The organism is Chthoniobacterales bacterium (genome assembly GCA_035274845.1).
Taxonomy (GTDB): domain Bacteria; phylum Verrucomicrobiota; class Verrucomicrobiia; order Chthoniobacterales; family UBA10450; genus AV80.
This window is the reverse complement of the sequence record DATENU010000011.1, coordinates 139,262-162,285: the sequence shown is the minus strand read 5'-3', so window position 1 is coordinate 162,285 and position 23,024 is coordinate 139,262. Positions and strand designations below refer to the sequence as shown.

Annotated in this window: 18 protein-coding genes and 1 tRNA gene; 9 read left to right on the top strand and 10 right to left on the bottom strand. The window is 59.3% G+C overall.

Annotated features, from left to right (window positions below):
• Position 1: 1 nt before the first annotated feature.
• From VJU77_07295 to VJU77_07280, 4 genes are all read right to left on the bottom strand, one after another.
• Complete coding sequence (locus VJU77_07295) at positions 2 to 922, bottom strand: glycine cleavage T C-terminal barrel domain-containing protein (protein HKP03159.1); 921 nt, start codon at positions 920 to 922, stop codon at positions 2 to 4.
• A 20-nt stretch (positions 923 to 942) separates the two neighbouring features.
• Positions 943 to 2,256 (bottom strand): NAD(P)-dependent oxidoreductase, encoded by a 1,314-nt coding sequence (locus VJU77_07290; protein ID HKP03158.1) that lies wholly within the window; start codon positions 2,254 to 2,256, stop codon positions 943 to 945.
• A gap of 107 nt (positions 2,257 to 2,363) precedes the next feature.
• Positions 2,364 to 3,257: a M28 family metallopeptidase gene (locus VJU77_07285; protein ID HKP03157.1), complete on the bottom strand. Its 894-nt coding sequence runs from the start codon at positions 3,255 to 3,257 to the stop codon at positions 2,364 to 2,366.
• 85 nt (positions 3,258 to 3,342) lie between these two features.
• Complete coding sequence (locus VJU77_07280; GenBank protein HKP03156.1) at positions 3,343 to 4,221, bottom strand: ParB/RepB/Spo0J family partition protein; 879 nt, start codon at positions 4,219 to 4,221, stop codon at positions 3,343 to 3,345.
• A gap of 43 nt (positions 4,222 to 4,264) precedes the next feature.
• Here VJU77_07280 and VJU77_07275 point away from each other — a divergent pair, with 43 nt between their 5' ends.
• Complete coding sequence (locus VJU77_07275; protein ID HKP03155.1) at positions 4,265 to 5,182, top strand: MqnA/MqnD/SBP family protein; 918 nt, start codon at positions 4,265 to 4,267, stop codon at positions 5,180 to 5,182.
• A gap of 13 nt (positions 5,183 to 5,195) precedes the next feature.
• Here the strand turns inward: VJU77_07275 and VJU77_07270 are convergent, their stop codons facing one another.
• Entirely contained in the window at positions 5,196 to 5,372 is a 177-nt protein-coding gene (locus tag VJU77_07270; protein HKP03154.1) for a hypothetical protein, read from the bottom strand.
• A 101-nt stretch (positions 5,373 to 5,473) separates the two neighbouring features.
• Here VJU77_07270 and VJU77_07265 point away from each other — a divergent pair, with 101 nt between their 5' ends.
• Both VJU77_07265 and VJU77_07260 read left to right on the top strand, forming a co-directional pair.
• A complete protein-coding gene (locus VJU77_07265) occupies positions 5,474 to 6,655 on the top strand; it encodes a DegT/DnrJ/EryC1/StrS family aminotransferase (GenBank protein HKP03153.1) in 1,182 nt (393 codons plus the stop codon).
• A gap of 136 nt (positions 6,656 to 6,791) precedes the next feature.
• Positions 6,792 to 6,874 (top strand) — tRNA-Tyr (locus VJU77_07260).
• A gap of 3 nt (positions 6,875 to 6,877) precedes the next feature.
• On the opposite strand, the gene VJU77_07255 is transcribed toward VJU77_07260, so the two are convergent.
• The 4 genes from VJU77_07255 to VJU77_07240 all read right to left on the bottom strand — a co-directional run bounded on the left by VJU77_07255 (position 6,878) and on the right by VJU77_07240 (position 10,242).
• Positions 6,878 to 8,320: an APC family permease gene (locus VJU77_07255; protein ID HKP03152.1), complete on the bottom strand. Its 1,443-nt coding sequence runs from the start codon at positions 8,318 to 8,320 to the stop codon at positions 6,878 to 6,880.
• Positions 8,321 to 8,384: 64 nt separating this feature from the next.
• Positions 8,385 to 8,888 carry a hypothetical protein gene (locus tag VJU77_07250; GenBank protein HKP03151.1) on the bottom strand — a complete coding sequence of 168 codons (504 nt, stop codon included), beginning with the start codon at positions 8,886 to 8,888 and terminating at the stop codon, positions 8,385 to 8,387.
• A 112-nt stretch (positions 8,889 to 9,000) separates the two neighbouring features.
• The gene (locus VJU77_07245) at positions 9,001 to 9,699 is read right to left on the bottom strand and encodes a class I SAM-dependent methyltransferase (GenBank protein HKP03150.1); all 699 of its coding nucleotides are present in this window, start codon (positions 9,697 to 9,699) and stop codon (positions 9,001 to 9,003) included.
• 135 nt (positions 9,700 to 9,834) lie between these two features.
• Complete coding sequence (locus VJU77_07240) at positions 9,835 to 10,242, bottom strand: RNA-binding protein (protein HKP03149.1); 408 nt, start codon at positions 10,240 to 10,242, stop codon at positions 9,835 to 9,837.
• 179 nt (positions 10,243 to 10,421) lie between these two features.
• Between VJU77_07240 and VJU77_07235 the strand changes: the two genes are divergently transcribed.
• The 6 genes from VJU77_07235 (at position 10,422) to VJU77_07210 (ending at position 19,000) form a co-directional block, all read left to right on the top strand.
• Positions 10,422 to 11,648: a beta-ketoacyl-[acyl-carrier-protein] synthase family protein gene (locus tag VJU77_07235; protein HKP03148.1), complete on the top strand. Its 1,227-nt coding sequence runs from the start codon at positions 10,422 to 10,424 to the stop codon at positions 11,646 to 11,648.
• Positions 11,645 to 12,751: a beta-ketoacyl synthase N-terminal-like domain-containing protein gene (locus tag VJU77_07230; protein HKP03147.1), complete on the top strand. Its 1,107-nt coding sequence runs from the start codon at positions 11,645 to 11,647 to the stop codon at positions 12,749 to 12,751. The genes VJU77_07235 and VJU77_07230 overlap by 4 nt, the downstream gene beginning before the upstream one ends.
• A 96-nt stretch (positions 12,752 to 12,847) precedes the next feature.
• Positions 12,848 to 15,085 (top strand): LPS assembly protein LptD, encoded by a 2,238-nt coding sequence (gene lptD / locus VJU77_07225; GenBank protein ID HKP03146.1) that lies wholly within the window; start codon positions 12,848 to 12,850, stop codon positions 15,083 to 15,085.
• An 85-nt stretch (positions 15,086 to 15,170) separates the two neighbouring features.
• Positions 15,171 to 16,490, top strand: coding sequence for a UDP-glucose/GDP-mannose dehydrogenase family protein (locus VJU77_07220; protein HKP03145.1), 1,320 nt, complete (start codon positions 15,171 to 15,173; stop codon positions 16,488 to 16,490).
• A gap of 77 nt (positions 16,491 to 16,567) precedes the next feature.
• Complete coding sequence (rsmB, locus tag VJU77_07215; GenBank protein ID HKP03144.1) at positions 16,568 to 17,821, top strand: 16S rRNA (cytosine(967)-C(5))-methyltransferase RsmB; 1,254 nt, start codon at positions 16,568 to 16,570, stop codon at positions 17,819 to 17,821.
• A gap of 63 nt (positions 17,822 to 17,884) precedes the next feature.
• Positions 17,885 to 19,000 (top strand): aminopeptidase, encoded by a 1,116-nt coding sequence (locus VJU77_07210; protein ID HKP03143.1) that lies wholly within the window; start codon positions 17,885 to 17,887, stop codon positions 18,998 to 19,000.
• Between the two features lie 156 nt (positions 19,001 to 19,156).
• Here VJU77_07210 and VJU77_07205 read toward each other — a convergent pair whose 3' ends face one another.
• Positions 19,157 to 22,975 (bottom strand): tetratricopeptide repeat protein, encoded by a 3,819-nt coding sequence (locus VJU77_07205; GenBank protein ID HKP03142.1) that lies wholly within the window; start codon positions 22,973 to 22,975, stop codon positions 19,157 to 19,159.
• Positions 22,976 to 23,024: the final 49 nt, after the last annotated feature.

Below are 23,024 nucleotides of genomic sequence, written 5' to 3'. Positions count from 1 at the left end.
TCTAAACAAACGGGAGCGAGACAACCTCGACCATTACATCGGCATTTCCATCGGACTCGCCGGCCTTGGCCGCGTAAAGCCGGGTGCCCTCCGAAAAATAACCGCGCTTCACATAGCCAAGGGCGATTTCCTTTTCCAACCGGGGGCTCCGGGTGGCGCTGGTAATCCAGCCGGCTTCCTTGCGCTCGTCGGTGCCAGCCACGAGACGCAAATCCGGGCCAAGCGGCTCTCCGGAAACGGAAATCAAACCGCACAACCGTTTGTTGGTTTGGCCCGACATCTTCATTCGGGAAATTACTTCCTGCCCGATATAGCAACCCTTGTGGTAGTCGATCGAGGTCGCCTCCAAATTCGCCTCCAGCGGGATGATTTCGTCCGTCAATTCCCGGCCCCAACGCGGAATCCCCTGTTCGATTCGCAGAACTTCGGCACAAGCATCGTCACAAAAGGCGAAGCTGTCCGCCAGTTCGCCACGAACTTTTTCCGCCTCGGCACTCTCGAACCAAAGGTCCCGACCGAGCCAGCCAAAGCGCGTGGCGAGAATGGTTCTTGCCGGCCGCGTAATAAGCGGCGGCGGTTCGCCTTCAACGTGAAAAATCGTGTATCGATCGGTCACATCCTCGAGTTGGACGTCGTCGGCAATAATATACCGGTCCAGCCGGGCCAGGAGCGCTTCGCGAAGCTCGGAATCGGCGTCGAGGAAAAACGCATCGCCGTCCGCCGAGAGGTAAACATGACCATTCAACTTTCCCTTCGCATTCAGGATCGACGCTTGCAGGGCGGCATCGGCGGAGGCTTTCCGCAAATCGTTGCTAATTTGCCCATTCAGAAAACGGACGGCGTCGGCGCCGGCAATCCGCAACTTCGCGCGGCTCGAGCAGTCCAGGAAAATGCCGCGCCTGGCCTTGGGAGATGGCGTCATGCTGGACGCTTCGGACGAACTCAATCGTCCGTCCGTCGCCGCCAAAAGCCTCCCCACAATCCCCGTGGCTCGGGCTCGTCCCCTTCCTTCAGGGGTGCCGGGAAAGTAAGAATGGGAGCTTCTGCGGGCTTGGTTTCGGTGGACTCGGTGGACTTAATTTCGGCACTGGCGGCCGGTTTTTCCGCCGGCGCCGGCGCCGGCGCTGGCGAAACAGGAGCTGGCGATGGCGCCGCGTCTTTGCTTTCACTCGGAGCCGCCGCCTCGCTGGCGGGTGCAGCCGCTTCTGGTTCGGCCGTTGCCTCCCCTGGAGCTTCAACGGCCGCGGGAGCTGGGACCACCTCGCCCATCGCCTTGGCCTCGGATGGAACTTCCGCTTTTGTCTCCACTGCTTCGGGAATCTTTTCCGGGACAGCCGGCTGCGTCTGATCGATGCCGACCAGACGAGGCTGATCGTCCTCACCGTTAGTCTGGCCGGGCGGACTTCCCGCCGGAAAATACTGGCGAAAGAGCGACGAATAATCGTCGTCACCCCGCCCCTGGCGCAGTTCTTCGGTTAAGCCATGTCGCGAAGCATCAGTAGCGCCGAACTCGATCCCAAATCCGCGAGCCAGTCGGGTCGCGATGACGACATCCTTGAGCATGTGCTTCACTGAAAAATGAGGCTCGAAGTTGCCCTGCATCATCATGGGCAGCTTCATATCGAGGGTCGCCGAAAAGCTGCCGTTGTTTCGCATCGCCACTTCGAACTTTTCCATCGGGAGGCCTGATCTCACGACAAGGGCCAGCGCTTCCGCGGCCGCCTGGACGCTGGCGGCCGTGATCATGTTCGTCGCGACTTTCACCGTGGTCGCGTCACCCACTTTGCCGATTTCGATGATCTCCTTGCTGCTCGCTTCCAAAACCGGACGCGCCTGGCGCAGGGCCGCCTCATCGCCGCCGACGTAATAAACCAGCTCGCCTTTTTCCGCGGCGTTCTTGCTTCCGGTAAAAGGGCAATCGAGTAATTGCCCGCCACGGCGTTCCACGATCTCGGCCGCGGCCCGCATCGTGTCCGGCGACACCGTGCAATGCGCCATGACAATATGATGCGCGGTCAGATTGGGCGTCATTCGTTGCACCATCTGAAGCAACGCGTCGTCATCCGACACGAAAATCTGGATGAAATCGCAAAGCTCAGCCACTTCGGCGGGCGATCCGACAAAATTCGGCACCGGGCGCGGGGTGCGGTTCCAGACAAAAACGTGGAACCCGTGTTCGCGGAGATTGTCGACGACCCGCTGGCCAATGATGCCAAGGCCGACCACTCCAATATTCTTTCGTGTGCGAAGGGACATTTCCTGAACTGATTACGTCGCAGATTTACCGGCGACCGCTGAAAATCACGGCAAATCGCCTGAGAAGCAATGCCGAAGTTCAACCCACGTCGTCATGAAAACCCGGCTCATTTCAGGGCAAATTCAGCCAGATAGTAACAGGCGACTGCACCTGTGATGCGGAGGCTTTCCGCGCTGATTTTGTCCATGGTGTCCGCCGGCGTGTGCCACGCTGCAAAGTCGAAATCGATCAAATCGATCACGGGAATGCCAATGGCGTTCAAAGGCGTGTGGTCGTCCATCACATCGCGGTCGAAGTAGGTGAAATGCTTTCGCAGGTTCAAGGCGTCCGCTGAAGCGAAGATATCCCGTGCGATCTCGACGGGAGAATCCGGAGGCAGCGTTATCTTGAGCGATCGGTCCCCCACCATGTCGAACAGGATTCCTCCTCGGAACGTCCTGGCCCGGTTCTGGGCGGCAAGGTCTTTCGCGAAATGACGGCTGCCGTAGAGGCCGTCCGTCTCGGTGAACGCTTCGTACGCTTCTTCGCCGTCAAAAAAAACCAGCTCCACTTTCCGGGCGAGGTCCGGACGCTGCGCCAGAACCCGGGCTAGCTCGAGCAGCACTCCCGTGCTGGATCCGCCATCATTTGCGCCGACAAACTGGGCATTATCGAATGTTTTCGTGTCGTAGTGGGAACAGGCGAGATAGGAGGGCGAAACATCTTTTCCGCCGAAAGTCGCGATCAGATTCACAAAACTCACGCTGCCTCGCGGAGTCTGATCTGTGAAACCCTGGCGTTCCACTTTCCACCCGAAAGACTCCAGCTGGCTGGTCAGGTATGTTCTCGTCTTTTCGATTGCCTCAGTGGCCGGTGGCCGGGGTCCCAAGTCGACCATGGCCTGAACATGGGCGAGCGCCTTTTCCCCGGAGAACTCTTCCCAGATTTTTGGATGCGCGTTTCGCTGGGACTGCGAAGTGGCGCGATCGCAAGCGGCGAGAAGAGCGAGCGCGAGAAGCACAAAGGTGAATCGGGCGCTCCGCGCCCGATTGGAGACTCGCGGCGCCCCATTTGGAAATATCGCGCGCGGAGCGCACGATCCACCTTTACTGCTCTGGCAATCCGAGGGCGGCGAGAAGCCGTTGCAGATCATCGTTTCCATAATACTCGATCTCGATGCGGCCGCGTTTTTCTCCGTGATGCAGCGTCACCCGGGTGCCGAGATGCTCCTGCAATCGGCTTTGCAGATCGTCAATCGCCGCCGAGCTGACAGTCGTTGCTGACTGGCGTTTGCGTCGTGGGTAGGTCTTCCCGAGTTGTCGCGCTACCAGTCGCTCGGTGGCGCGGACGGTGGCGCTGCGACGAAGAATGGTTTCAGCTACGGCGCGCTGCTCCTCGGGTTCTTTCAACGCGAGCAACACCTTGGCGTGACCCACCGAAATCAAACCCTGCGTCACCCATGCCTGCACTTGCTCGTGGAGATCGAGCAGGCGCATCGAATTCGTCACCGCCGCCCGGCTGCGACCCACTTTTTGGGCAATGTCTTCCTGCCGCATGCCGAATTCATTCGCGAGCCGGGCATACGCCTGCGCTTCTTCGATCGGGTTTAGGTCCGCGCGCTGGAGATTTTCGATCAGAGAAAGCTCCAGAACTTCGAGATCGGTCGCGATCCGGGTGATGATTGGCGCCTCGGTGAGGCCAGCTTCCTGGGCCGCGCGCCAGCGTCGTTCGCCCGCGATCAATTCATGACGCCCCGCGACCTCCCGGACGACCAGCGGTTGGATGATCCCATGCTGACGAATGGAGTCGACCAGCTCGGCGAGGGCATCGCGGTCGAAATCCTTTCGCGGCTGCAAAGGGCTCGGCACGATACTGCCAAGACTGACCTGACGGATCTTCTCGCCCGGTGCTGCGTCGAGCCGAACGGCTGGCGGCCGCGTGGTGATCAATGCGCTGAGACCTTTGCCGAGAGCTGACTTCGCCATGCCCTTGCAGGGTATCGGAACGGCGGTCGCGAGGCAAACGGCAATGCCTTCCCTCAATTTTGCGAAGCTGCTCGGGCGCCGCTACCGTGCGCGCATGGCGAGCGAAGTTTTCACCCTGGGCCACTCACCCGATCCCGATGACGCTTTCATGTTTTATGCGATGGCCGAAAACAAAATCGATCTGCGCGGTTATCGCTTCGAGCACCGCCTTGAAGATATTCAGACGTTGAACGAGCGCGCGCTCCGGGGCGAGCTGCATATCTCGGCCATCTCGATTCACGCCTTCGCCTATGTGAGCGATCGTTATGCCCTCTTGCCCTGCGGTGCGAGCATGGGCGATGGCTACGGACCGATGGTGGTAGCCGTTAATCACGAAGGGCTTCCCGTCGATCCCGCGGACGATCAGGTCCGCGCCTGGCTCAAAGGCCGCACGATCGCGGTCCCGGGCCGAATGACCAGTGCCTACCTCGCCTTGCAACTGTATCTCGGAGACTTCGATCACACGGTTGTTCCGTTCGATCGAATCTTCGACGCCGTAAAATCCGGACAAGCCGCCGCGGGTTTGATTATTCACGAAGGCCAACTGACGTATGCGCGCTCGGGATTCAAAAAAGTGGTCGATCTGGGCGAATGGTGGAAACGGGAGACGGGGCTTCCCCTGCCTCTCGGTGGCAATGTGCTACGCAAGGACATCGCGCCTCCGGTCCAGCGCGACTTGCTCGCGATCATGCGCGAGAGCATTGATTACGGACTGGCTCACCGGCAGGAGGCCGTGGCGCATTCGATGCCTTACGCGCGCGATATGGATGCCGGCCTCGCCGGGAAATTCATCGGGATGTACGTGAATGATTACACCCGTGATTACGGGCAAACGGGCCGCAAGGCTGTCCGCGAATTTCTACGGGTAGCCCATGAACGCGGTTACCTCGAGAAAGCGCCGCTGGTAGAATTCGCGGAGTAGCCCGGTCGCTGGTCTACTTTTTGGGCTTGGGGGAGGGCTTGGCAGCCTCCTTGGCAAATGTCTTGACCCGTTCGAATTCCTTCTGGAAGCCGGAGGTAAAGTCGTGCGTTCCGTACTCAAAAAGCACGACAAAACAAAAGGTGAAGAACACAAAAAGAACGAGCCAGAAAAGCCCGCGAATCAGCGACATGCTTTCAATGGTAACTTAGTCGCCTTCTGAGGTCAATTGGCCTGCACGGTCTCGAAACTTCCCGTTGAACGGTCACTCGAAACTGCCATTCTTTCCGAGCCATGCGCGTGCCTTTGCTCGATCTCAGCGCCCAATATGCCGCGCTCGCCAATCCGATTCGGAAGGAGATCGACGAAATCCTTGCCACCCAGCAGTTTATTCTCGGGCCGAGGCTCGAAGCATTTGAGAAAGCGATTGCGGATTACTGCGGTTCGCCCCACGCCATCGGCGTTTCCTCCGGGACCGATGCGCTTCTGGCGATCCTGATGGCGATCGGGGTTGGGCCCGGAGACGCCGTTGTCACCAGCGCCTACTCCTTCTTTGCCACCGGCAGCTGCGTCGCACGCGTGGGAGCGACGCCGGTCTTCATCGATATCGATCGGGATACCTGCAATATCTCCCCCGCCGCGCTGGAGCGCTATCTTTCCGGCTGCCACCGTGACGGCGATGGATCGCTCCGCACCGCGCAGGGCCAGAAGGTACGCGCCATCGTTCCCGTGCATCTCTATGGCCTGTGTTGTGAGATGGACGCCATCCAGGAAATCTCCGAACGATTCCGGGTGGAGGTAATCGAGGACGCCGCCCAGGCCATCGGCGCTGAGTACCCTTTTCGGGGCGGGAAAGCGAAAGCCGGGACGATGGGCCAGATCGGTTATTTCAGTTTTTATCCGTCGAAGAATCTGGGCGCCGCCGGCGACGCCGGGATGGTGATCTGCCAGGAAGAATCGATTGCGAAACGCCTGCGGGAGTGCCGGCAACACGGAATGGAACCGCGTTATTTTCATCACTTCATCGGAGGCAATTTCCGCCTGGATGAAATCCAGGCCGCTATCCTGAACGTGAAGCTGCCTTTCCTTGATGGCTGGTCGGCCGCCCGGCGAGACGTCGCTGATTTTTACCGCGAGGAATTCGACCGCCTTGGCCTAACGAATCAAATCTCGCTTCCGCCGGAACCGTACCGGAAACAAGGCCTGACGAATCACCACATCTATCACCAATATGTGATCCATACACCGCGCCGGGATGCGTTGCGGGAGCATTTGACGCGGAAGGAAGTCGGGACCGCGATTTATTATCCCCTGGGACTGCACGAGCAAAAATGCTTCGAATACCTCGGATATCGTCGAGGAGATTTCCCGGAGACCGAGCGCGCCGCGCAGGAGACGCTGGCCCTGCCGATCTATCCCGAATTGACTCGTGATGCCCAGCGCTACGTGGCGGAAGCGATCGCGGAGTTTTTCTAGGTGGATCGAGCGCTCCGCGCTCGATGGTTGCCGTTCACTGTGGAAGCCTGCCTACAATCGCGCGCGGAGCGCCCGATCCACCACTTGCGGCAGTGCACGTCCAAGCCTATATCAACGCTCGCCTTTGCCGGCAATCGGGTAGGTACCGAAGTGGCCAAACGGGGCGGACTGTAAATCCGCTGGCTTACGCCTTCAGTGGTTCGAATCCACTCCTGCCCATATCTAACCTTGTCGCGCGCGTCTTGCCTTCGCGGCCAGGAAAATGCCGGCCCCGAGAATGTTGGCCCCAATAATCACAGCACTGATCTTGAGGGTGAACGAGAAATTGCTTTGCACGGTGATGATCGGAAAGACCGAGAGCACGACGTAAAGGAGCGTCATGAGAAATCCCGATGCCGCCGCGATCCGCAGCCACCAGGGCGGCGCTGGTTTAAGCGCGGACAAACCGGCCAGCGGAATGGCGAACATGACCAGGTAAGTCAGCGCGTAAAAGATCCCGCCGGCGTTGAAAAGAAGCTGAAACGATTCCTGCCGGCCGACTCCGATCAAGCTCAACGCTCCCATCACCAGAGTGACGATGCCTACAAAGAGGATCGAATTCGCGGGAGTTTTGAAACGGGGATGCAGTTTGGTAAACCAGCCCGGCATGAGATGGTCCCAGCCGGCGACCATTGGGAGTCTCGTTAGGCCGGTGAAGTTCACGCTCGCCTGGGCAATTCGGAGAACGATTAGGAGAGCGAGCGCGATGGGAACGACCAGGGCCGCGACCCCAAAAGTGCCGAATCCGAGGCTGAGGACCTGGGGAATGGGCGCAATCAGGTCGATGTCGTCCGGATGGACGAACGCCAGGACCGAGCTGGTGCCCAGGATAAACATGACCGCGATAAGCGGCGCGGCGACCATCACCGAACGGCCAATTGTCCGGGCCGGGCTGCGGCATTCGCCCGCCAGGATGGCCACATACTCAAATCCACCCAACGCGCCGAAACCGAGCTTGCCCAGAATGTTCAGGCTCAAAAGCGAGAAGACCGGCATCGCCGTCGCCAGCGGGTGATACTCCCGCAGCTCGCCGCGGGCGACATGAATGAAGGGCAGCGCGAGCAGGGCCGCGAAGATCGTCAACATGATGATGCCCCCGGCATTGTGGACCCATTTTCCCACGCTGAGTCCGATTGTGGAAACGACCACGAGCAAGGCAATCACCACGACACTGGTCAGGGTGATCAACCATTTATTGGACGAAATCCAGTCACCCGATGGACCAATAGCGTAGGCCAGGTTGGTCGTGAGCTGGAGGCCGAGCTCAGAGGTGTTGGTGATGACGTAGAGCCATAGATTCCAAGCGACCATGAAACCGGCCGCTTCGCTGAAACCGAGCTTGGCCCATTGATAAAGCCCGCCCTCGAGCGGCATGAGCCGGTTCAAATAAATGACCACCGCTGCGGACGGCAGATAAAAGAAGGTAATGGCGAGCAGCCAAAAAATGACATGCGCCGGACCAAGCTTCCCGGCCGCGCCGACCCACGACAACCCGATGATGAAAAGAATCTGGGTGAGCGCGAGATCGCGCAGGCCGAGTTCTTTTCGGAACTCCGCGCTTCTTTGCTCAACGCGTTCTTCGCCGGCGCGTAGAGTTGCGGCTGCAAGACGATCTTCCTCCGCCATGAAGGCCGGATCGTGACGCAGTTACCTCGTTCTGTCGATAATCCGCCTTGGCGCTGACCGAGGCTTAACGTTTTTTCTTCCCGCCCCGCTTCTTGCCGCCACCCTTCGCGGAACGAGCCTTTGCTCCGCCCTTTTTCTTGCCCCGGCCTTTGGCCGCGGATTTCGTGCGGCTTGATTTTTTGCCCCGCGATGCGCCGCTCTTGGCTTTTCCTCGGGACTTCGTCTTTGTCCCTTTGCTCTTCTTCGCAGCCGCTTTTTTGGCGCTCCGGGATTTGCTGCTCTTCTTCGCGGGTCGTGAAGCCTTCTTGCTCGCGCTCTTGGAGGCTGCCTTTGCTTTGGCGGCGACCTTCTTAACGGCCTTGCGCACTTTTGGAGCCGTACTTTTAGAGCTCGCGGCCCTTCCAGCGATCGCGCCGAGCACACCGCCCACCACTGCGCCTACAGGGCCGGCGACACTGCCGATGACCGCGCCAGTCGCGAGGCCAGCCGTCTGTTTGGAAATAGGTGGAATCTCGATGTTTTCAGATGAACTGGAGGGTTCGTTGGATTGTTGATTTTCTTCAGCCATAACGTGGGTGCCCCTTGGGCGGTAGGTTGGTTTGAATGTACTTCGGATGCCGCCGCGCTTTTAGACGTGGCCGGTGTTGATTTTGCCTCGGATTTCGGCTCCGAGCGCGAACCTACGGTCCAACCTTGGGGGGAAAGAAGACGTTCTCCCGTTCGACGGAGGCACCGCGGCCCAGGAAGAATTCGCGCAATTCCGGCGTGTAATACTCCTTGTTCTTGCCCGGATTGAGCCCAAGGAAAATGCGGCCCCGGGGATTGAGGTGGCGATCCAGGTCGTCCAGAAAGAAACCCCACTCGACCGGCCCCCACCACCAATCCTGCTTGCTGATCCGGTTGAAATCGGTCGAGAACGCCGTGATCAAATCGAACTTCCGTCCCAGATCAGGAAGCGGCTCGTGCGGCCGAATCGTCCACACTCGACGTTCGACATGGAATAGCTCGAGCAGCTGGGTGAAGAGCGGGAATTCGTCGATATCCAGGCCGAGGCAATCATGCCCGAGATGTTGGAGGACGAAGAGAAAGAACCCGCCACCACACCCGAGGTCGAGGACCGACTTGCGGGGACAGAGATGCAATTTGAGGTCCTGCGCCCGGATAATGTTCAGCCGCAGCCATCGCCGCACATCGGCGTATTTCGCGTAGTGTTCCTTCGAGGAAGCGTATTGCGCCTGGATCCCGGCCAGTTTCGCCTGATCGATCCGGTTGAAAATGGGCTCCAGAGGCAGCGGGTGGATGAACCGCTCCGCTCGCCGCCAGGCCCGGCGGTAGGTAAGTGGCTGCGCCAGCTTAACGACTTTGTGGGAGAATTTCACAGGTCGGCCAGGGACAATGCCGGCAGCAATTGGGGCCAGCGTATCGTCACGCTGAACCGCGACAAAAGGACAAGTCTGGAGGATGGGACTCCAAACCGTTGGAAATCGACTGAAATGGCGCGCGAATGCGCCGGCTTAGCGGCCGCGACGGTTGCCTCCGCCGCTGTCGCGACGTCCGCCACCGTAACCACCTCCGCCACCGCCTCCGCCACCGCCGTAGCCACCACCACCGCCGCCGTAGCCACCGCCGCCGCCACCATAACCGCCGCCACGTCCGCCACCGGGCGGGCGAGCTTCACGGGGACGCGCTTCGTTCACGGTCAGGGGACGGCCTTCTACCGTCTTGCCGTTGAACTCGGTGATTGCTTTCTGGGCGTCTGCTTCCGTTGTCATCGTGACAAAGGCGAAGCCGCGCGATTTCCCGGTGAACTTATCCTGCATCAACGTGACCTCTTGAACTGGTCCCGCTTGAGCGAAAAGATCCTGAAGATCTGTTTCGGTCGTGTTGAAGGAAAGATTTCCTACGTATAATTTAGTTCCCATCTGAGTTTACTGAGGAAAACGCCGCCAGGCCACTGTTCCCGCTCATCGGATTTCAAATCGCCACTGAAAATCTCAACTGACAATCTACCAACGCACCGAGCTTCCGTTTTCTTATCGGCGTTAGTAGAGGCTTTTGCCGGTGAAAGCAAATAGAATCGGGCCCTCTGTCCCTGCTAAAAATGGCTAATTTTTCCTCCGCCCCGCAGTCGCCAAATCCCGTCCGCGTGGCCGTGGTAGCAGCCGGTGTCGTTAGCCCGCTGGGGTGCGGCTTGACGGAGACTTCTTCTGCTTTGCGCGAAGGGAGGGATTGCGTCACGCCGGTGATGTCTTTTGAGGTGGATCGATGCCGCTGCAAGACTGCCGGACAGGTCGCAGACTCCCGTTTGGGCAAGGCCCGTGACCTTTCCCCCCACCCGGAGCGGCTGCATCGGGTCGCGCAAATGATGATCCTGGCCCTGCAAGAAGCGCTCGCCCAAAGCGAGGGCTTTCAACCGGAGCTTACCGTGGTAGGGACCACCAGCGGCGGGATGACGTTTGGCGAGGCCTACTACCGCGCCCTGAATGACAAAGCCGGCACCCGCCACGCAGCCTCCCTGATCGCCAATTACACCCCGCAAAAGCCAGTTATGGACGCTCAGGAAGCCTTCGGGATCACAGCACCCTGCCAGGTGATTGCGAATGCCTGCGCCTCTGGGACAAACGCGATTGGCCATGCTTTTGAATGCGTCCGTTCCGGTCGCTATCAGCGGGTGCTGGCGGGAGGATATGACGCCATCTCGGAGCTCGTATTCGTTGGATTCGATTCCCTCCAGGCCTCGACTCCTGAACTTTGCCGGCCGTTCGATAGCGAACGCACCGGAATGGTTCTCGGAGAAGGGGCCGCGGTGCTCTTCCTCGAGAATTTTGACGCCGCCCAGGCCCGGGGCGCCAGGATCCTGGCCGAGATCGTCGGATACGGCATCTCGACGGATAACCATCACCTTACCCAGCCAAATCCATCCGGAAGCGGTCCGCGTCAGGCGATGGAGAGTGCTTTACGGAGTGCTGCGATTGGGCCGAGCGAGATCGACTACATCAACGCGCACGGAACGGCCACGCCTTTCAACGACGCCGCCGAAGGCAAAGCGATCGCCGAGCTTTTCAACGGCGTGCGCGTGAGCTCGACAAAGGGAATGATGGGGCATTCGCTGGGCGCGGCTGGAGCGATTGAGGCTGTTTTCAGCATGCTCGCGCTCCAGGGCCAATTCTTGCCTCCGAACATTAACTTTCGCAAAGGAGACGGAGACCTAGACCTGAACATCATCGCAAACCAAGCCCGGAACGGCCAGGTCCGGACCGTTCTTTCCAATTCCTTTGGCTTCGGCGGCACCAACGCATCGATAATCCTGCGGGCCTGCTCGGAATGAATCTGCGAATTGCCGGCATGGGTTGGGTCACGCCGCTGGGCAGCGGCGTCGAGGAGGTCTGGGAGCGCCTCTTGAAGGGCGAGAGCGCAGCCGCCAGCGCCGTTTCCAGCCCCCTTGGGCCCGACTATCTGGCTTTTAGGGTGCCGGCTGAGGCAACCGGCCAGGCTCCGCCCCATCCGCGGCTGCGGCGCTCCAGCGCCATCTCGCGCTTCGCGGTCGTGGCCGGGCTTGCCGCCCTGACCGACGCCAAGCTCACGCTTGATCCGGACATCGCCGGCAAAACGGCCCTGATCTTCGCGGTCTCCAACGGCGGCGTGATCTACACAAAACGATTTTATCATGATGTCGTCGAATCGGGCGCGCAGGCGGCTAGCCCGCTGCTTTTTCCCGAGACGGTCTTCAACGCCCCAGCGAGTCATTTGGCCGCCATTCTCGGAATTTCTGGAGCGAGTTACACTTTGGTAGGCGACGGGGCGGTCGGAACTCTCGCGCTGAAGATGGCGGAAGAGCTAATGGGGAACGACGCGCTCGACTACTGCCTGGTGGTGGGCGCCGAAGAGGCCGACTGGTTGCTCTGCGATGCCTATCGGAAGTGGCGCCTTCTTCGTTCGGCTCCGCCGGTCGAGCCTTTTCAACAGCCACCCCACGGAATGATTCTGAGCGAAGGTGCGGGAGCTATCTTGCTGGGGCGACGCGGACCAGTGGCGATTGAGAAGATCGCCAGCGGAACCAATTTTCGCACTCAGCGCGAAGCCGCGTCGTGCATCGAGAAAGTCGTCGGCGAAGTTTGCCTTGAGCCACCCGATTTCGTCGCGGCCAGCGCGAATGGAACGTTCATCGATGAGGGGGAACGCGGGGCGATTTCGAAGCACTGTCCGGACGCGAGGGTTTATGCAATCAAACAGGCTCTCGGCGAAAGCGTGGGGGCGAGCAGTCTCTGGCAAACCATTTGCGCGGCCCAGTCCCTCCGAACGCAGCGTGTGCCTGCGCTTTCACTCGGCGCAGCGGCCATCCAGGCGCCGCTGCGCACCGCCATCGTCTCGACCTGCGGCTTAAACCAGCAGGTCGCCGGTTTGCGTCTCGCGTTCTCGCCGCCGGCCTGACCTCGCCCAACCCCGATTTCCGCCCTATACGCAGCCCTGCTTCCCCGCTTTTGCCTTTGCAACTGCCCTCCCCTCCAGTAGCTTCGGCATCCGGCGATGCGTAGGCTGTTTTTACCTTTTTTTGGCCTTCTTTGCGCCGCTTCCCTGGCCCAAGCGGAGCTGGGCACGGAGAAACAGCCTCTCGAAATATCCGCCACCGGCGACACCAATTACGAGAACGGCATCGCCACTGCCCACGGCAACGTGGCCATTCACGCCGGTGATGCCGATATTTACGCCGATTCCGTCCGCTACAACCCCAAGACCCACGAGGTCCTGGCGGAGGGAAATGTCCGGATTTATCGCACCCAGGGGCTGTTCGTCGGCGACCGCGCGATTTACAACACCGAAACCAAAAAAATCCAGGCGGTCGACATGCGGACCGACAAGACGCCGTATCTGGTCAGCGGAGAGAATGTCACTTCCATCTCGGAAGACGCCTATCTGGTTTCGAAAGGTTCCTTCACCACCCACGATTCCTCGAAGCCGGATTTCCGTCTCCAGGCCAAAAAGATTCGAGTGTATGAGCACGACCGGGTGGTCTTTTCGAACGTGGTTTTTTACGTCCGGAACGTCCCGATCTTTTGGTGGCCCTATCTCTACCAATCGCTCGACGACTCTTTCACCTACATGATTTCCCCGGCCTACCTGAGCTCCTGGGGCCCATCTCTTTTGGGCCGGATCAGCATGCCGATTACCGATGATATCAAGGCTGACATTCGCCTTGATTATCGTTCCCGGCGCGGACTCGCGTTTGGGTTCGATCCCTACATCCGCTTCGGTGAAAACAAGAGAAGTTGGGCCAGAATCCGGACCTACTTATTGAAGGACGAAAATCCGGACATCAATCGCACTTCTGCGGTGCGTCCGGACATTCCCGAAAATCGTTACCGGGTTTCAATCCAGAGCCGGACGCTGTTTACCGAAGACATCTACGGGATCGCGAACATCACGAAGCTAAGCGACGAGTTCGTGCTCCAGGACTTTTTTCAGGGTGAGTTCCAGCTAAATCCGCAGCCGGACAACATCGTCGCGGTAACGAAGAGCAATCCGAATTACACGCTCACCATGCTCGGCCGTTTCCAGGCCAACGAATTCTACGAGACGACCGAGCGGTTGCCCGAAATTGTCCTCGACGTCAAACGCATGCCGATCTTCGGCGGCCCGATCTTTTACGAAGGCGAGACCGGCATCGCCGACCTCCATCGCAGCTTCGAGGAAGATTCGCCCAAGCACGATTACAGCACGCTCCGGCTCGACTCTTTCCATCAGTTCACCTTCCCGACGACACTCTTCGGCTGGCTCTCCGTCGTGCCGCGGGTCGGCTTCCGCGCGACCTACTATGACAAAACGCGCGACGTCACGAAGACGGATATCATGCCAAGCGACAACCCCTTCATCCCCGATTTCCTGAACGTCGATTTGACGGATAAGGTTGTTTTCGCCGGGAACAAATTGCGGACGGTCTTCAACGGCGGGATCGAGAGTTCATTCAAGGTAACCCGGACGTGGGACGGCGCGCAGAGCAGCGCCGTTGGTCTCGACGGTCTCAAGCACGTCATCCAGCCGTTCGTGAATTTCTCCTGGGTTTCGACGTCCGCGAACGATCCGGCGTCGATCCTGCAATTCGACCGCTACCAGCCTTCGACGCAATTGCGGCCAATCGATTTCCCGCAGTTCACCACCATAGACTCGATTGATAACTGGACCATCCTGCGCTTCGGCGTGCGCAATCGGCTCCTCACCCGGCGAGACGATTTCACGGTGAGCTGGATGGACATCGAGACCTACATGGACGTGAACTTCGATAACCCGTTCGACAAGACGCAGTATTCGAACCTGTTTAACCGGCTCAATTTCACACCGGTCCCCTGGATGTCGTTCGGCGTTTCTTCGCAGGTGCCGTTGTTCGAGAAGGGCTTCACCGAGGTCAACACCAGCATCAACGTTCAGCCAATCGCGAATCTTCAGCTCTCGTTTGCCCATCGGTATTTGAACCAGAATCCGTTTTTCGATAACAGCAGCCTCTACGTCTTCGGGGGCTTCTATCGGATCGATGACAACTGGGGCATCGGAATTTCGGAACAATACGAAGGAACCAGCGGTGTCCTCGAGCAACAACGCTATTCGATCTATCGGGATCTGACGAGTTGGGTCGCGTCGGTCGGGGCCATTATCCGCGACAATGGCGGGGTAAAAGAATACGGCGTTCTCCTGACCTTCACTTTGAAAGCGCTGCCGAAGTTTAGCTTCGATCTTAACTTCGATCCGGGCGGCGCCGAACAAACGCAATAAGACGGCGTGGCGCGTTCCCGATTGCAATTTGCGCGCTTTGCCCGTTCTTTTCCGCGCTGCGCCTGACGCGCGGCGCTAATTTCTCATGGACATCTCCATTATCGGTTCAGGTTATGTGGGTCTCGTTACCGGGGCTTGTTTTGCGGACGTGGGCCACAACGTCATCTGCGTGGATAACGATCCGCGCCGGGTAGAGGCGTTGCAGGCCGGCAAAGTGCCCATTTACGAGCCGGGCCTGGAAGAAGTGATTCACCGGAACGTTTCCGCCCGGCGGCTCCGCTTTACCGGAAGCATCCAGGAAGGGGTCGATAACTCACAGATCGTGTTCATCGCCGTCCCCACCCCGCAGCAACCGGACGGCAGCGTCGACCTCAGTTTTATCGAAAAGGTCGCGAGAGAAATTGCGGGCGTTTTGACCAGCTATCGCGTCATCGTGGACAAGAGCACCGTGCCGGTAAAAACCGGCGAGAAGGTGCGCGAATCAATCAAGCGCTATAACCGGCATGGCGCTGAATTTGACGTCGTCAGCAACCCGGAGTTCCTGCGCGAAGGCTGCGCCGTCGCGGACTTGATGCAGCCGGACCGCATCGTGATCGGCGCCGAGAGCGAACATGCGATCGACCTCATGAAAAAAGTCTACGAGCCTTTCATGGCGCCGATTCTGGTCACGGACATCAATAGTGCTGAGTTGATCAAGCACGCCGCCAATTCTTTCCTGGCGCTAAAGATTTCATACATCAACGCGGTTTCGGCGATCTGTGAGGCGAGCGGAGCCGACGTCGAAAAGGTGGCGGACGGCATCGGGATGGATCGCCGGATCGGACGGAATTTTCTCAACGCGGGAATCGGTTACGGCGGCTCCTGTTTTCCGAAGGACCTCGCCGCGTTCATTACGATCAGCGAACAGCTGGGCGTTCCTTTCAACCTGCTCAAAGAAGTGCAGCGGATCAACGCCGAGCAAAAGAACCGGTTTTTGAAATCGCTCCGGGCAGCGCTCTGGGTTTTGCGCGAGAAAAAAATCGCGGTTTGGGGACTGACTTTCAAACCCGACACCGATGACCTTAGATCTTCCGTCGCAATCGATCTCGTGGCGGACATGATTAAGGAAGGCGCTCAGGTCACGGTTTACGATCCGAAAGGAATGGAAAAGGCGCGCTCGCTCGAGGCGATCGCCGGAGCGAAATTCGCGGGCTCGGCGCTGGAAACGGTGGAAGGCGCTGAAGCGCTGGTCATTGCCACGGAATGGGCGGAATTTGCCAACATCGATCTGGCAGTAGTGAAGGAAAAGATGACCACGCCGATAGTTTTCGACGGACGCAATCTGTTCGATCCCGAAACCATGGCGAAACTCGGCTTCCACTATCACTCAATTGGCCGCGCGAGTGCAAAACCGCGTGGATCGTAACAGGTGGATCGTGCGCTCGGCCGCGCGATAACGTTCTCAGCCAGCTCTAATCGAGCGACGGAGCGCTCGATCCACCTATGTCAAACACGAGTTCACGCGCTCTGGCGCTGGCCGCGCTCCAGGAATGGCGCAGCAGCGAAACCTTTGCGGATGCAATTCTCTCGCGCCGGTTGCGCGCGAGTGAGCTGATGCCTGCCGATCGTGGATTCGCCACGGAGCTCTTTTACGGAGTCATCCGCAATATCGCACTGCTCGATTTTTGGATCGCTTCGCTGCGGCCGGTGAATTTGGATCCCGATGCCCGGGACATCCTGCGGCTCGGTCTCTACCAGCTCTTTTTCCTGGAGACCCCGGAGCATGCCGCGGTTTTCGAGACCGTCGCGCTGGCCAGCACGAGATTGCGATCCCTGGTCAATGCCATTTTGCGCAATGCTCTTCGCCAAAAGGAGCTGCTTCTGGCTCGTGCGGGCCAGCAGGACCTCAGCATCAGAAGCTCGCATCCTCAATTCCTGATCCAGCGCTGGGCCCACAACTTTGGAGAGAAAAACGCCGCTGCCCTTTGTGAATGGAACAACCTTCCAGCTCCAATATATGCCCGCGTTAATCTGCTAAAAACTTCGTTGGAGAACTTCGTCAGCCGACACCCTGAAGTCGAAGCACTGCCCGAAAATGCGAACTTCATGCGCCTGAAGAGTATTCCCGGCGAGGCGCTGGCCGCCGGACATTGCTACATTCAGGACCCCAGCACGGCGCTCGCCTGCCGGCTGCTCGATCCCAAACCCGGCGAGAGAGTGCTCGACGCTTGCGCTGCGCCTGGAGGCAAAACCGGTCTGCTCGCCGAGCTAATGAGAAATCAGGGGGCGATCGTGGCCTGCGATCGTGACGCCGGCCGAATCCAAACGCTCCAGGATAATCTGGACCGCCTCGGCGTCGGAGTCGTCCGAGTGGCGCAACACGATTGGACCACGGGCCAGGCCCTGCCGGAACCGTGGGTAACTTGTCCGTTCGATCGGATCCTGATTGATGCGCCTTGCAGCAATACCGGGGTGATGCGGCGCCGGGTCGATCTCCGCTGGCGGTTGAGCCCGAAAGATTTCTCGCGCATGCCGCACGAGCAGCTTCGCATTGTTCGCGCGATCATTCCGCTGCTCAAAGCGGGAGGAGCTTTGGTCTATAGCACGTGCAGCATCGAACCGGAGGAAAACGAGAAGGTCATCGACGCGATCCTGCGTGAGTTTTCGTTCCTTCAACTGACCGAGCAACGTTCGCTGCTCCCCTTCCGTGATGGATTCGATGGCGCTTACGCCGGCAAACTCGTGCGCGCTGAGTGATGATTCCAATCCCCGCGCAACGTCATCTTGCATCCGCGATTGCCAGTGGAATCGTAAGGCGCTATGCATGACCCGCGCTTTGACAAACTCGCCAAAATCCTGGTCGAATATTCGACCAGATTGAAGCGGAACGAAACCGTCCTGATCGAGACTTTCGACGTGCCGGACGAAATGACGATCGCGTTGGTGCGGGCTGCGCGAAAGGCCGGAGCGATTCCTTTCGCCCAGGTGCTGCGATCCCGAGTTAACCGGGCGCTAGCGCTCGACGCGACGGAGCGCCAATTAAGTATCACCGCCGCTCATGAATTGGCTCGGATGAAAAAAATGGACGCCTACATCGCTATCCGCGGCGCAAATAACGTCACGGAATTGTCCGATGTTCCTCCGGAGCAAATGAAGTTGAGCGCAAAGAAGATGCGGCCGGTGACCGACTGGCGGGTCCAGAAAACAAAATGGGTCGTGCTGCGGTGGCCTTCGCCTTCCATGGCCCAGCTTGCTTCCATGAGCAGCGAAGCGTTCGAAGATTTCTATTTCGATGTTTGCACGCTCGATTACCGGAAATTGCAGCCGGGCATGAAAGCGCTCAAGGCGCTCATGGACAAGACCGACCGGGTGGAGATCAAGGGTCCCGGAACGGACTTGCGCTTCAGCATCAAAGGCATCGGCTCCGTGATTTGCGGAGGCGACCGGAACATCCCGGATGGCGAGGTTTTCAGTTGCCCGGTCAAGGATTCCGTCCAAGGGCACGTCCTCTTCAATGCGCCCACCATTTATCAGGGCACCGGTTTCGACAGCATCCGGCTGGAGTTCAAGGATGGGAAGATTGTGAAGGCGACGAGCAATCTGACCGAGAAGTTGAACAAGATTCTCGATTCCGATCCGGGGGCCCGGTATATCGGCGAATTCTCGCTCGGCTTTAACCCGTATGTCCTGCACCCGATGCGCGACATTCTCTTCGACGAGAAAATTGCCGGGTCCTTTCATTTCACTCCCGGTCAGGCCTACGAAGACGCGGACAATGGCAATCGCAGCCAGGTGCATTGGGACATGGTCAATATCCAGCGTCCTGATTACGGCGGCGGTGAGGTCTACTTCGATGGAAAACTCATCCGCCGCGATGGTGAATTTCTTCCCGCTCCCTTGCGGTCGCTGAATCGCGGACGGTTCACGAAGAAGTAATCATAGCGAGCCTGCCAAGGTAGCGACGGCGCTCTGTCGCCGTAAACAGCCGTTGCAGCAGGGTGGGCGTCGTCCGCCGACAGAGCGGCGTCACTACAAACAAAACGAGGAGGCAACCCTGCCTCCTCGTTCCGTTGATAAACTGGACGACTTGCCTTACGCCGCTTTCGGGCCCGCGCCCTGCGCGTTGAGCTGCATCATGCCGATCTCGCCATTCGGGGAGATCTGGACGTTGGCAATCTCGAAGACCGGCGCGCCTTCAACCGCGCTCGGACCTGCGCCTGGCAATTGCACCGACACACTCTTGGAAGTGGAGTTCAGGACGATCGAAGCAATCTCGAACGACGGCGAGAATTCCACGGTCGCGATTTGGAACCGCCCCGTGACATGGACGGAAGCCTGCCCTTGTTGCGAAGGGGTGAGCTGAACCGCGCCGGCATCCGTGCCGGAAAGAAGCTGGAGTCCGGCAATATTAAAGGCGGGCGAGCTGATCACGCTGGGCCGTTGCTGTTGTGACGGAGTAAGCCGAATCTGACCGATGCCACCACCCGCGGCCTGCACGGTGGAGACTTCGAACGTGACTTGGAGATTCATCGCCGGCTGCGGCTGTTGCGAGGGCGCCAGACGCATGGTGACGATCTTCGAGGTCGGCTTGAGCTGGAGCGCGCCCATCTTAAAGCTCGGCGTAAGTTGCAGCGACGCGATCTCAAACGAGAACGTCAGCTGCACTGCGGTTTGCATGCCGCTGGCGGGTTGAGATTGCGGAGCGCCCCCCATCATTGGAGCTGGGCGAATTGCGGGAGCGGGTGTTGGTTGGTTCGGTTGAGGCATGGTGGCTGGTATGGTTGGCTGCTGAGCTAAAGGCTCGGTGGATATGACTTGAGGCGCAAACGACGGCGATTCGACAGAATGACGAAGAGCGCCGATCCCGGCCATCGTCGTCCCGGGGACAACGTCCTGGGCTAGATGGGCCGGAAGGGCTTCCGGTTCCGGTTTGGTGATTTCGGCCATGGGCGAATCGGTTGAAAACGCGGGAACTTGATACGGGATAGGTTGGCCTTGTGCAACTGGTTCTAGCTCCGGCTCCCAAGTTTTCTCGATCTCCTCCGGCGGAGGCGCGGCCACGATCTCCGGAGCCGCGAAAATCGGTTCACCGACCGATTCGAATGATTCTGCAGTTTCGGCGACCGGCACGGCGGCTTCTTCGATTGGAGCGGACGCCTCGAATGGAGCCGGGGCTTCGAACACCGGCACGGATTCCTGGAACGAAAGCGGGGCCCAAACAGGCTCGGGCATTGCCGGCGGCGTCCAAGCCGGAACTTCGGGAACAAACGGCACCTCCTCCGACACCGCAGGGACTTCGGCGACGACTGGCTCTTCCAGCATCGAGGCGGGGAGTTCGGCGGCGACTGGTTCTTCCGGCAGCGCGGCCGGAATTTCGGCCACAACCGGTTCTTCCGCCATCGCGGCCGCCGGGAGTTCGGCGACGATCGGTTCTTCCGGCAGCGCGGCCGGAATTTCTGCAAAGCTCGAAATGGCCTGAACGTTTTCCTCCACAACCGCGGGCTCGATGACTTTCGGTTCGCCGACAGAACTGAACTCCGGTATCGGCGCGAACGAAGCGAAGTCGCGATTGGCCTTGGGGCTGGCCACCGGTTCCGGCGCCGACACGATTTCCGAGACCGGCTCGATTGCAGGCGTCTCGACCCGCTCCGGCTCCGGTTCTGAAACTGGAGCGCGTGGAACCAAATTCTCGATGGCGGCGCCGAGTCCAGCCGGAGTCGTTCCGCCATTTGTGCCAAAAGGCCGATTCGTTTTGCCAAAAGGAACCGCGGCGCGGCGGACAGAAGGTTCGGAGGCTTTGAGATGCAGCGAGACTTGCGGAGGTCCGCCGGCAAGGCGCTTGGGAGCTGCCAATTTCTGCTCGGTAGCCGGCGCCTCAACCGCATCGAAACTCGGGCCGGTGGCGGGCGCGGGAGAACGGTAAACCGAAACGCTGACGCGACGGCGAAACTCAGAATATCCAACCCAGGCGAGGATGAGAAGTGCGGCTGTAATCAGGCCGCCGAACAGCAAGCTGTTGTAATTGAAACGATCCGGATTCTCGCCCACGGTCTGCACGGTTGCGGGCACCATTACGGTGGCCGGTGTGGTGGCGGAAGTGGTCGTCGTCGTTGCGGGCGCTGGGGCAACTTTGTTTGCGGGTGAAGTGGCCGGGCTGGTCTTTTGGGTAACGGCGTTCGACGTCGCCGGGCCGGTCGCCGGACTTTGCTCCGTCTTCGCCATCGAGGTCGCTGGTCCTGTAGCCGGGCTTTGCTCTGTCTTCGCGGTAGCGGTTTCAGGCGCAGTGGCGGGACTGGAAGCAGGTTCAGGCGGAAGTGGCGCGCGCGTTTCGGACGGCAATGCGTTCGAGACTACCGGCGTTTCCACGCTCGGCGAATTGGTCGTTACAGGCGCGGGCGGCTTCTCGGTCTTGGCGTTCGCGGTCGTCGCGTCCGTGCTGGAAACCTGCGGTGGCGCTTTCTGCGGCGCCGTTTCGGCCGGCTGCTTGGCGGATTTGTTCAAAGCCAGCGCAGGCGCCGGAATGGGGCTTGGCTCAATCGAAGGCGTCGATTCCACCTTGGCCACTTCCTTGGATGGAGCGACTGGCGCGGCCGCCACGTTTTGCTGGATCCAGCCGAGATCGTAGAAGGAATCGGCGAACACGAGGTTTAGCGCCGGGGAATAAATTTTCCGGGCGGAAACGATCCAATCATTCGCTTTCGCGGTGTTGTTATGTTTGAACTCCCAGGCGGCCTGGGCGTAGTAGAGCGCCGGGGTATCGCCCGTAAACTGGAATTGCTCCATCATCTTCTGAGCGCGGCTGTCCTTGCCCTCGAGCAGCAGCGTCAGGTAAATTTTGAACTTGATGATCTGGGCAGCCTGGTTCTTGTCGCCGCCCGGTGAAGGCGTGGAGTTGAAGAGCGCCTCATATCGTTCGCGCGCCTTGGTGTAATCCTTTTTCTTGAAGGGGATCTGCGCGAGGTTGTACTGCGCTTCCCGGAATTTCGGATCGATCTTGGCCGCTTGCTTGAACGCGGCTTCCGCCCCGTCGAAGTCTTTCTGGGCCAGCAGAATTTCGCCCCGGAGATTGATTGTCGCGGGCTGGTTGGGATCGGCCGCGTCGGCTTCGTCCACTAGGCGGCGGGCGGCGGTCAGATCGCGCTGCTGAAAAGCCTGCTCAGCTGCCTCAAATTTTTCCGTGGCCATCGCCTTGGCTTTCGCCTGACGTTCCGCTTCCGTGGTGATTTCCAAAGCCACCCGTGTTTGGCCCGCCGGCTTTTGCATCCAGCCGACCTCGTAAAGAGATTCGGCAAAAAGCTTGTTCAGCTGAGGTGAGAATTTCTTCTCCGCCGCTGCCAAGAGATCGTTCGCTTCCTTTTCGTTTTTGTGCTGGAAAGCGATGGCCGCATTCGAGTAATGGACGGCCGGGGTATCGGGCGAGAGTTCAAACTTCGCCAGAATCGAATCGACCATGTTCTCCTTCCCTTCGAGCAGATAAGTCAGGAGGACTTTGTATTGGATGAGCTGCGACGCTTCGCCCTGGAGCTCGGCATTTCCCTGGAGCAGACCCTCAAATCTTTTCCGCGCCTCAGCCCAGTCTTTCCGCAAAAACGGGATCTCAGCCAGGTTGAACCGGGCATTCCAGAATTTCGGGTCGGTCGCGAGCGCCTTTTGGAGCGCGGCCTCGGCCTCATCGTATTGGGCCTGCCGCATCAGGATGACACCGCGCAGGTTTTGGGATTCGGCCAAATCCGGCTGGCGGGCATCGATCGCGTCGAGTTCCTTCAGTGCCTGGGGATAATTGTTGGCGTTGAATTCCCGGAAAGCCTTGTCATACATCGACTCGAGCTCCGCCTTGGTGGGGGCAACATTTGTCGCCGCAAAAGAGCTGAGGACCAGGACCGTAATCGTCGCGAATTTCCGAATGTTCATGCCAGGACGCATACAAGCTTTGCGCATGCCCAATGACAAGCCAATTTTT

Coding starts and splice junctions, on each gene's coding strand:
- VJU77_07295 (HKP03159.1), bottom strand. CDS start 922: ATGACGCCATCTCCCAAGGCCAGGCGCGGCATTTTCCTGGACTGCTCG.
- VJU77_07290 (HKP03158.1), bottom strand. CDS start 2,256: ATGTCCCTTCGCACACGAAAGAATATTGGAGTGGTCGGCCTTGGCATC.
- VJU77_07280 (HKP03156.1), bottom strand. CDS start 4,221: ATGGCGAAGTCAGCTCTCGGCAAAGGTCTCAGCGCATTGATCACCACG.
- VJU77_07275 (HKP03155.1), top strand. CDS start 4,265: ATGCCTTCCCTCAATTTTGCGAAGCTGCTCGGGCGCCGCTACCGTGCG.
- VJU77_07270 (HKP03154.1), bottom strand. CDS start 5,372: ATGTCGCTGATTCGCGGGCTTTTCTGGCTCGTTCTTTTTGTGTTCTTC.
- VJU77_07265 (HKP03153.1), top strand. CDS start 5,474: ATGCGCGTGCCTTTGCTCGATCTCAGCGCCCAATATGCCGCGCTCGCC.
- VJU77_07255 (HKP03152.1), bottom strand. CDS start 8,320: ATGGCGGAGGAAGATCGTCTTGCAGCCGCAACTCTACGCGCCGGCGAA.
- VJU77_07250 (HKP03151.1), bottom strand. CDS start 8,888: ATGGCTGAAGAAAATCAACAATCCAACGAACCCTCCAGTTCATCTGAA.
- VJU77_07240 (HKP03149.1), bottom strand. CDS start 10,242: ATGGGAACTAAATTATACGTAGGAAATCTTTCCTTCAACACGACCGAA.
- VJU77_07235 (HKP03148.1), top strand. CDS start 10,422: ATGGCTAATTTTTCCTCCGCCCCGCAGTCGCCAAATCCCGTCCGCGTG.
- VJU77_07230 (HKP03147.1), top strand. CDS start 11,645: ATGAATCTGCGAATTGCCGGCATGGGTTGGGTCACGCCGCTGGGCAGC.
- lptD (HKP03146.1), top strand. CDS start 12,848: ATGCGTAGGCTGTTTTTACCTTTTTTTGGCCTTCTTTGCGCCGCTTCC.
- VJU77_07220 (HKP03145.1), top strand. CDS start 15,171: ATGGACATCTCCATTATCGGTTCAGGTTATGTGGGTCTCGTTACCGGG.
- rsmB (HKP03144.1), top strand. CDS start 16,568: ATGTCAAACACGAGTTCACGCGCTCTGGCGCTGGCCGCGCTCCAGGAA.
- VJU77_07210 (HKP03143.1), top strand. CDS start 17,885: ATGCATGACCCGCGCTTTGACAAACTCGCCAAAATCCTGGTCGAATAT.
- VJU77_07205 (HKP03142.1), bottom strand. CDS start 22,975: ATGAACATTCGGAAATTCGCGACGATTACGGTCCTGGTCCTCAGCTCT.